Raw genomic sequence first — 3,035 nt, forward strand, 5'->3', positions numbered from 1 at the left:
TGCTTGGCTGGCAATGTTCGGTCTTCTTGTCTCAATGAAATCTTATGGCATCGTCTTTGACGAGGCGCAAACAAATGTTATTAAAGATAAAATGCAGCATAGCATATCTGTTTCTAATGTTGGTTTGGTTGAAGAAGGCAGTATTCATAATATCAATAAAGTTTATTCTGCTGGCAGGATAGCAGTTGGAACAGAATCTAAATATATTCATAACTTCTTGGCAAATAATGATAACACTATTAGCTATTATGGTAAGCAAGCTCTGGTTACTGATGACAATTACTATGGTATTAATATTACGTTGAGCCCGGATGGTACATTTTTGTATGTAAAATCTGCAATTGACTCATCTTATCAATTGACAGTGATGAAGTTTGATGTCGATACAAAATATTGGGTTGAGCAGTTTAGCTATAGCGCGATAAATGGAAAAAATATTACAAATAATGATGTTATTGAAATATCGGAAAGTGGTAATTATCTATTTATCAGAAACCAATATGAACGTTATGTTTCGATAACAAAACGAGACACTGCAACTGGCAAACTTGTTGCAGTAAAATTACTAGGTGACAGCGATAATATTCCATCACAGATAGATGATATTGAATTTGATGATAGTAATAATATTTTATTATTGTCTGGTGACGGTCGAGATTATAATTCGACAGATCCTCTCGTTGCTTATCAATTAAATCCTATTGACAATACAGTTGCGGAAATTTCTCGAATTTCAAGGAATAGCAGTTATCAATCTATTTCAAATATATTGTATGACCAATCTACAGGTAATATATTTACTTCAGACAATAATGAAATCACGGTATATCGTCTCGATGTGGCAGGAAAGACATTGACACTCAAGTATAACGCTAATTCATACAGTGCTTTCAATACAAATTCATATATTTCTTCAACATCACTTTCTCTTGTTGGCAGTAAATTGTTAGTTCAAAGGACTAGTAATACAGGCAAGCTTTATAACTTCAACGATGGTGTATCACCCTCTTTTACGTTGGATAAAACGGTGGCAACAAATGTGTTACTTAGTTCTCTTAGTCGAGGAGATAAACTTGGCTGGAGACTAAACGATCAGAAAGTTGAGCTCTACGCATCTTCAGATAATTTTTATGATTACAGCAAAGTAAGTAGCATAAAAGATGGCCAGCAAAATTTACCTCACTTGGCTAATGGCTCCAGCCGTAATGTGTTTATCGAGTCATTGGGAATTATAGTTGTTATTGATGCAGATGGTATTACGTCAATTAGTGCTGATTCAGCGGCAAAGACATCGTTATTTTCTTCAAATTGGACCCAGTTTGGTATTGGGCAGAATGTTACACCTGATATTCAGAGCCTATCTGTTCATGGTGATGAGATATTCATCGCGGGACGTAACTTTTCCGAGAACAACTATTGGGAAAATGATAAGTATATAGCATTGAAAGTTGCTGCCGATGGAACTGTTTCAGGTGGACTTAAGCCTCTTGTATCATCAGGTAATCCATTATATTACACAGATAATGCCGTGTTTAACAAAGCTAATAACTTAGCGATATTTAGTAACGAAGATAACAATTATATCTTCGTTAGTATGGATGCGGATAATAATGCTACCTTGATTGATGTGCTTGATACATCTCTTTTAGGGAATAGCTATTATCGTCAAGTGGGCTTTGTTGGTGGCAAGCCGTATGTGTGGGACAGAAGTGCATCGAAACTTTACTGGATCGACGTAGATCTGGCTAATAAAGATGTTGATGTAGAAGAAGTCATTGACCTTTCTGGTTCGGTTTCTACTGAGTCATCCGTACTGGTAAATGAGGGCAACATCTATTTCGTTAGTCGTGACGCGATTAGCAGTTATAAGGTCAATACTGATTTCAGCTTGTCATTTATGTCGGTTTCTTTTATTTCAGGCATTAATAACCATAATTTAGTATTCGTCTCACAGGACTACGTGGTAAGTACCAATTATTATGATCTGTATACATATGCCGTTGATAGGGAGAGCGGCAGTTGGAAGTTACTTGCAACCACTCCAGCCAGCGATTATGGAATATCATATTTTCAGAACTATAACGTATTTTATGCCGATGGCTTGAAACAGAGAGCTATTTTTGGTGCACAAACGAGCGACTCAGCCGTTGGATTTATGATTGCAGACTTCTCCTCCAGTCCAGTATTGAAGGCCGCTATAATGCCTGTATTGGCAAACGAGGGAGAAAAGATTGAGCTGAATATCGCCGATTTTGTTTTTGACGCTGATAGCGATGATGTCCTTACTTATAGCCCTAATAGTCTTCCCGCTGATGCAATGTTGAGTGAAACGGGCCTGCTTACCTTTGAAACCAAAAATAGTGACTCAGGTGATTTAAATATCTTGGTGACCGACAGCAGAGATATGACATTGACAATATTAGTGCCTTTCTATGCTAACACTGCGCCTCTTATTGGTACTATCGATAAGTACTGGGTTAATCCTGGCGAAAATATTGCTTTGGATCTCGCTGGTTCAGTTATCGATCCTGAAGGGCAGAGCTTCACTTTTGCTAAGGATGATGGCTCCGAACTTGAGGTTAACCCCCATGGTTTGGTTCATGGGAAATTGATCACAGCCGGCGAACACAGGGTGTTAGCGACAGTGACCGATAGTCTAGGGGCTAAGGCATCTTTGTCTGCAATAGTTCAAGTCAATTCGGCACCTAAGTCCACCAGCTTGAGCCCTCTTTCTATCAAGACCGCTGAAGCAGTTATTGTAGATGTTGCGAGTTCATTTACTGATGCTGATGGCCATATTATGAGTTTCACTGCTGAAGGGTTACCTGTTGGGATTAGTATCAGTTCGGAAGGCAATGTAACAGGAAGTAGTGCTACAAGCGGTAAGATGACCGCTGTGGTGACAGCGACAGATTCAATGGGGCTAAGCAGTAATGCGATACTTGTCATTAATGTAACTGATGGGGATTCGGGTGGCGGTAGTTTGGGGTATATTGCGTTATTACTTTTACCTTTAGCACTACGTCGGAAATTTT

General features: G+C 38.7%; 1 protein-coding gene. It reads left to right on the forward strand.

Annotated features, from left to right (window positions below):
- On the forward strand, positions 1-3,035 hold a 3,035-nt coding region (locus CXF78_RS18535; protein WP_145991558.1), incomplete at both ends, for a putative Ig domain-containing protein.

Source organism: Shewanella sp. 11B5 (assembly GCF_002836795.1).
GTDB classification, from domain to species: Bacteria; Pseudomonadota; Gammaproteobacteria; order Enterobacterales; family Shewanellaceae; genus Shewanella; species Shewanella frigidimarina.